This window comes from uncultured Fibrobacter sp. (assembly GCF_937877005.1).
GTDB lineage: Bacteria > Fibrobacterota > Fibrobacteria > Fibrobacterales > Fibrobacteraceae > Fibrobacter.
The window spans coordinates 1-6181 of the sequence record NZ_CALEFV010000258.1; the positions used below are offsets into that span (position 1 = coordinate 1).

General features: G+C 53.9%; 5 protein-coding genes. 1 reads left to right on the forward strand and 4 read right to left on the reverse strand.

Annotation, left to right across the window (positions count from 1 at the left end):
• Positions 1-70: 70 nt before the first annotated feature.
• Positions 71-631 (forward strand): 3'-5' exonuclease, encoded by a 561-nt coding sequence (locus Q0628_RS11580; protein WP_298771177.1) that lies wholly within the window; start codon positions 71-73, stop codon positions 629-631.
• On the opposite strand, the gene Q0628_RS11585 is transcribed toward Q0628_RS11580, so the two are convergent.
• From Q0628_RS11585 to Q0628_RS11600, 4 genes are all read right to left on the reverse strand, one after another.
• On the reverse strand, positions 628-1797 hold the full coding sequence (locus tag Q0628_RS11585) for a glycoside hydrolase family 3 N-terminal domain-containing protein (protein WP_298771179.1): 1170 nt from the start codon (positions 1795-1797) through the stop codon (positions 628-630). The two genes, Q0628_RS11580 and Q0628_RS11585, sit on opposite strands and share 4 nt — an antisense overlap.
• An 8-nt stretch (positions 1798-1805) precedes the next feature.
• On the reverse strand, positions 1806-4322 hold the full coding sequence (locus Q0628_RS11590) for a DNA topoisomerase III (RefSeq protein WP_298771181.1): 2517 nt from the start codon (positions 4320-4322) through the stop codon (positions 1806-1808).
• On the reverse strand, positions 4313-5446 hold the full coding sequence (locus Q0628_RS11595; RefSeq protein WP_298771183.1) for a glycosyltransferase: 1134 nt from the start codon (positions 5444-5446) through the stop codon (positions 4313-4315). Before Q0628_RS11595 ends, Q0628_RS11590 begins: the two co-directional genes overlap by 10 nt.
• Before the next feature lie 120 nt (positions 5447-5566).
• Positions 5567-6181: queuosine precursor transporter (locus Q0628_RS11600; protein ID WP_298771185.1), on the reverse strand; the 615-nt coding region annotated here is incomplete at its 5' end.

The following is a 6181-nucleotide window of genomic DNA, read 5'->3' on the forward strand; positions in this document are numbered from 1 at the left end:
TACTTGGCAACTTGTTGCCTTAGTAGAGTTATCCTCTTTGTGGAGAAGCAATCCAGTTTGATTCAGTACGATGAAGTTTGCAGTTGTAGATCTTGAGACGACGGGTGGCTCCGCCGATGAGGGGCGTATCATTGAAGTTGGCATAGTTCTGCTGGATGATCTAGAGGTTGTAAAGACTTTCAGTATGCTGGTGGATCCTGGTATGCCAATTCAGCCGTTTGTGAAGAACCTGACGGGGATAACCGATGAAATGGTTCTTGGCAAGCCCCAGTTCGCTTCGATTGCCGAAGAGGTGGCAGACCTCTTGAAGGACCGTATTTTTGTGGCTCACAATGTGCAGTATGATAGTCGTTTCATGCGTGCCGAGCTGAGGCGTTGCTGCATTAAGATTGACCCGCCGCGGCTCTGCACGGTCAAGCTGGCCCGCAAGTTCTTTCCGGGACAGCCGAGTTACAGTCTGCATAAGTTGACGCAGGCGCTTGAACTGCCGGAATTCAATCATCACCGCGCTCTGGACGATGCGCTTGCGGCGGCTGAAATTCTAAAGCTTGCCTACAATAAGGTGGGGCCGGAAAAAATCCTTAAGGAAGTGAAGAACCTCTCGACCCCGAAAAAAGCGAAGGTTGTTTAGAGCAATCCCGCTTTGTATTTCATCTTCAGAATGCGGGCGGCGGATTCTTCGATGCGTTCGCGGTAATATTTGCTCTGCTTGGAAAGTGCTGCAAGGTAGTTCACCATTTCGACCGCTTTCTGCGGGTAGGTGATCATGAACATGTCGTTCCCTGCCATGAGTGCCGTTCGCACGAGTTTCCTGAAGTCCTTGGCGGGGTAGTTCTTGCTGCGGACGCGCTCATTGCCGCTGACCCAGGCGCGCAGGCTGACTCCCCACAGGTCGTCGGTCAATATGACTGTTTCGGGCGACATGTCGCGGGCCATTTTCACAATCTTCGGTTCGAATACGGCGGGGCGGCTCGAAATGCGCACAAAGCTCACGCTGCTCATCATGGTCACGGGAATGTCGCTAGCGAGTGTCTTGAAGAATTCCACGTTCTTCGCGACCTTTGCCTTGGGTGTCGAGCTCACGGCAATTTGATGGTCGCTGTTGGTCCAAGAATCGTAACCCGGGAAATGTTTTGAAACGCAGGCAACGTTGCTTTCGCGCATGCCCTGCACAAAGGCTCGAACCTTGGGGGCGTTCAGGGTGTCTTCGCCCCAGGAACGCTTGGAATCTTCCATAAACGAATTCTTGCCGTGGCTGTCCTTGGCGGGGTCCAGTACGGGTGCGAGGTTCAGGTTGATGCCCACGCTGTCGAGTACGGCGCCAATTCTTTGTGCAAGGACTCGTATCGAGTCTTCGCTCATGGTGCGCATCTGCTTCGCGCTCGGCGTATGTTCCCACTTGGATGAAATTACCGAGATGCGGTTCACGAGTCCGCCTTCCTGGTCTGCGGCCACCAGCGGCCTGATGCGCATGGAATCGTTCACGGTGCGGATGTTCTCGGTGAACTTGTCCAAATTTTTCAGATGATTTTTCATCACCAGGTAACCGCCGAATTCGTGCTCCAGCATGAACGAAGCGGGTGTCATGTAGACCATCACCATCTGTGCTGCTTTCTGCTTAATGCTAAGCGAATCCCACAGCGGCATGAGCTCGTGGGGGAGGCCGTAGGGGGTCTCGACTTCTATCGATTCCGTAAGCGAGTTCAGGGGTACAAACCTGTATTCGGGCAGAGAATCCTCCGCCTGCACAAAGGCGAATGCCGCAAGAAAAATGGTGACTGCTCTTTTTAGGTGCATGCCGCGGGCTACTCTGCCTTCTTCTTTCCGAAGCGGCGGGGTTTGAATTCGCGCGGCGGGAAGTCGAACTTGATCTTGCCGCCTTTATCTAGGTACAAGTAGGCGTCAAAGGTGCGGTGGGTCTTGTTGCTGCGGAAACCCTTCAAAAGCGTCGTCTTTTCGCCGGCGAGCATCTTCTTGATTTCTTCGAGCGGGATTTCTTTACCGAGCAAAATCTTCGGGAGCGTAATGCCGCTGGGTTCCTTTTTGAGGTAAGAATCGCTCACGTAACCGGTCATGGTTTCGTACACGGCGGCGCCGTCCACAGGTGACTTGCCGACTTCGGCGCCGACTTCCACTTCTTCGGGCTTTTCGTCGAATACGAATTCAATCTTGTTTTCGTCGTTGATGATGACTACTGCAGAGAATTCAGCACCGCGCTTGCTGCGGAATCCGGTAAGCGGGCCGATTTTACGGTTGGTCAGGAGCTCGGTGATTTCTTCGGGGGTGAGCCTCTTGCCGCCAATCATCTTGCGGATGACGATTCCGTCTTCGGTGGTGTAGCGGCTCACGGTTTCAAAGACCTTCTTGCCGTTCACGGGGCTGAAAGAGGCTTCGCCGGTGGTGCTTTCTTCCTTGAATCCCTTGATGTTTTTCACCATGGTGCGCGTCATGTCGACGATGCCTTCCATGAACTTTTCGCGGGTTTCCTTGCCCTTCTCGATTTGCTCCATTTTATATTCCCAGTTGCCGGTGAGTTCCGGGCTGGTGAGCGCTTCGATGTCCATGGCCTTTAGCACCTTGATCAGGTCAAATGCCTTCGCGGTCGGAATCATGTCCTTGCCGTCGCGAACCACGTATTTGTCGCTGACGAGCTTTTCGATAATGGCGGCGCGCGTTGCCGGCGTTCCAAGGCCGCGTTCCTTCATGGCGTCGCGGAGTTCTTCGTCTTCCACTAACTTACCGGCGCTTTCCATCATCGAAAGCAGCGTGCTTTCGGTGTAGTGTGCGGGCGGCTTGGTAAAGTCTTCTTTTTCTTCGAGGGCGACCGTCTTGGCCGACTTGCCCTTGAGTGCCGGAATGTTCGATTCTTCGTCGCTGTCCTTGCCGTACACGGCCTTGAAACCCGGATCAATAAGCACCTTGCCTTCGGTGAGGAAAGTCTCGCCTTCCACGGTTGTTACGCGGGTGGTGTTTTCGTACTTGGCGGGCGGGAAGAACACAGCGATGAATCGCTGGCAAATCATCGTGAAAATTTTCTGTTCGGCTTCGGTGAGTCCCGAGGGCATCACGCCGGTAGGGATGATGGCGAAGTGGTCCGAAATCTTGGAATTATCGAACACCTTGGGTGTCTTCACGACCCAGTTGTTCTTGAGGGCGGTCTCGGCGAACTTGGCGAGCGGGCCTTCGATCTTTCCAAGAGTCGCCTTCACCGGGGCCACGTAGTCTTCGGGCAGGCAGCGGCTGTCGGTACGCGGGTAGGTGGTCGCCTTGTGGCGTTCGTACAGGGCCTGCGCAATCGAGAGGGTGGTCTTCGCGCTAAAGCCGAAGCGGTTGTTCGCTTCGCGCTGCAGTGTCGTCAAGTCGTACAGCGGGCCGCACTTCTGGAGCGAGGGGGCGGACGTTTCTTCGACGGTACCGACCTTGCCCTTGCATTTTTTCAAGATATCCTTGACTTTACTCTCGTCAAAAATCTGCTTGATTTTGTCCTTGCCGTCTTCCTTGTTGGCGGTGAACCACTTGCCTTGGTAGTGGCTGCCGTCGTTGTCGAACTCGGCTTCTACGGTCCAGAACTTTTGCGGCACAAACTGCAGGCGTTCTTCTTCGCGGTTCACGATAATGGCAAGCGTCGGGGTCTGCACGCGGCCACACGGGGTCACCTGGAATCCGCCCATGCTGCTGTTGTAGGCGGTAAGGCCGCGGCTTCCGTTCATGCCAATGAGCCAGTCGGCTTCGCTACGGCAAAGGGCGGCGGCCTTCAGGTTTTCCATTTCGGCGCCGTCGCGCATGTTTTCGAAAGCTTCCTTGATTGCGGCCGGGGTCATGCTCTGCATCCACAGGCGCTTGATGGTCTTGCCCGTGAACTTGCCCTTGAGCACGTACTGTAATATATAGAAGAAAATCAGTTCACCTTCGCGGCCCGCATCGCATGCGTTCACGATGGTCGTCACGTCCTTACGCTTGATGAGCTTAGAGAGAGCCGAAAGTTGTCCGCGGGTGGCAGGCGTTGCGACTAGCGGGAATTCTTTCGGGAGCATGGGGAGTGTGCTCATTTCCCACTTCTTGTACTTTTCGTCGATTTCTTTCGGGTCGGCGATTTCGACCAGGTGGCCGATGGCATGGCTCACGATGGTGGTGTCGCTTTCGTAGTGCGTCTTTTCGTTCTTGAAGTTCTTTTGCCCGAGTACGCGCACCAGATCCAGGGCCACGCTCGGTTTTTCGGCGATAATTAAAGTCTTGCCTTCAACCGGGGCCTTTGTTGCTGCCTTCGTTGTCGTTTTCTTTGTCGTTGCTTTTTTTGTCGTAGTTGCCATCATTATTTCCATTTAAATCGTCCGAACAGGCCGAAAAGCACGGCCAGCACGGTAAAGGGGGCGTGGATAAATTCCACAGGAATGCACCATTTTAAGAGGTGTTCCTGTCTGAATATCCTAAGCCCGCGGAGTATCAGAACTAGGTCGCCAATGCACTTGGCGATAAATGCGATTACGGTCGCGATAAAAATTTCGAAGCTGAACGGCGAAAGCACCGCCGCAATACACTGCATGGTCAGGAACAGGAACACCATGCTGAGCACGAATACGATTTTCGGCGTATAATATATAGTCTTCGAAGCCCAGCGCTTGCGCTGCTCCCAGAGTTCCTTCAGGGTCTCCTTGCCGTTCGTGGTCACGAAGGTGCTTTCTGCAATGCAGTAGCGCATGGCCCAGGGGCGGTCGGCGGCAAGTTTCTGCATCAAGAGGTCGTCGTCGCCGCTCTGGATCTTGATGACATTGTCGAACCCGTGCACGCTCTTGAAGAAGCTCTTGCGGTAGGCGAGGTTGTTGCCGGTGCTCGTAAGGGGGAGTCTCATGGCGAGTCCAGCGGTACCCGCGACGCGGTAGATTAGCGTCTCGATCGCCTGCATGCAGATGAGCACGCTCGACTTGCCGGGAATCGTCGGAATGTACGAATGTCCTGCCACAAGTTCAATTCCCGGTTCAAATTCGGCGACAATCCCTGTAACCCAGGTGGGTTTCACGATGCAGTCGGCGTCGGTAAGGCAGAGTATTTCCCCTTCGCAAGCGTCAATCAGTTTCGAAAGGGCGTGCTTTTTTGGGCTCACTCCTTCGGGAATCTCTTTTATAGTCAGAACATGCAGTTTCGGGTTTTGGGCGGCATATTCCGCAAGAATTTTCGGGGTGTCGTCATCGGACCTGTCGTCGGCGACCCAAATATCCCAGTCTCCCCGGTAATCCTGTGCCAGTACCGAGTCCAGCGTTGCCCGGATTCCCTCGGATTCGTTGCGGGCGGCAATCAGGATGCTTACCCTGGGGGCGGGCTCCACGTCGGAATTACCCACACGCACGGTGCCGAGTGCACGGAAAAAGCGTGCCTCCAGGACTATATAGAATAGTCCGAACACAGCCAAAAGGCCGATGACAAGGTATGTGAGCACCGTAAAAAACATTTTCCGCGCAAAATTTAGTTCATCGGGGCTGATTTGAAAAATGCGATTCTCTTAAAACGGCCCGTTTTTTTGAACGACCTTCGTTTTTTTGCGAAAAAACGCAAATCCTGTCGAGGTTGATTAATTCTTTAGCTCCGGATGCTTGTCGGCGATATGTCTCGCGAGGTACACGAAGGGCGTGTCCATCAGGGTGGTCACGACAAAGATGCAGTAACCGAAAATCAGTATTTCGCCAATCGTTTCCCAGGGAAAAACGCCTGCAAAGGCAAGCAGGTTGAATGCCAGTACATTGATTAGCTGGCTGACAAGGGTAGATCCGTTGTTACGAATCCAAAGGTATCCTCTCTTGTCGTGGAACTTCTTTGCGGTCCACTTCCACCAGGCGTGATACGCCCAGACATCGAATAATTCGCATAGGGCGTATGCGAACAAACTAGCGAGCATGACGCGCGGCGTGTTTGAAAAGACGGTACGGATAGGTTCTGCCATGGTGTCGCCAGCTGCCGGAATGTACAGGAACCAACTCTGCGAAATCAGGATAAAGGTGACATTTGCCAAAATTCCGATTCTGACGCAGCGACCAGCTTCTTTCTTGCCGAAGATTTCGCTCATGATGTCGGTCGCGAGGAACGACGATGCGAAGATGACGTTTCCGAGGGTGGTGTCAAGCCCGAAGGCATGCACTAGGATTAGCACCTCGATATTGGCGGCAATGGTGCAGATGACGGTCCACGC